Annotated in this window: 1 protein-coding gene; it reads left to right on the forward strand. The window is 39.1% G+C overall.

Annotated features, from left to right (window positions below; all coding sequences use genetic code 11):
* Window positions 1–190: 190 nt before the first annotated feature.
* A partial coding sequence (locus HW443_RS13175) for a hypothetical protein (protein WP_219857275.1) occupies window positions 191–512 on the forward strand: 322 nt, incomplete at its 3' end.

Genomic DNA, 512 nt, shown 5'->3' on the forward strand with positions numbered 1-512 from the left:
TGTTTCTATGTGTTTGTCGTTTCTAGATGTGTTAGGTGTGTCCATAGTACTGTCTCCGCTGTGCCCCCCGCTTCAGAGCAACTGGCTTTTTTTCCATGTCTTTTTAAGCTTGATTTCATATGCTGCCTTTGCGTGAGCGTTTGCTACAGCTACAATGTATCTGGCAGTAGTAACCTAAAACAGGAAATCAGTGCCATATATCTTTTTTACATTGACAGCGGGAATAGTATTGATTCTGTTGTCTGCAAAAACTATTGATTTTATAGCCTTTCACATTCTTGGCGTCACTACCGCAGATCCCTTATCCGATAACTTTTTACTGAGGGCTACCTTTTGGAGCGGTTCTCTTCCTCTAACCGTAATTAGTTCTATGTCTGCTGCGGGGTTTTTATTTTTAACATGGAAATACGGAGGAAGAATATTTAAAAGGCTGATAGCTCCTTTTTCTATATCACCTGATATGCTGGATGATATAACTTATAAAAGCATTGTTTTCGGATTTCCGTTTTTTA

It is taken from the genome of Candidatus Hakubella thermalkaliphila (assembly GCF_013281975.1).
GTDB lineage: Bacteria > Actinomycetota > Humimicrobiia > Hakubellales > Hakubellaceae > Hakubella > Hakubella thermalkaliphila.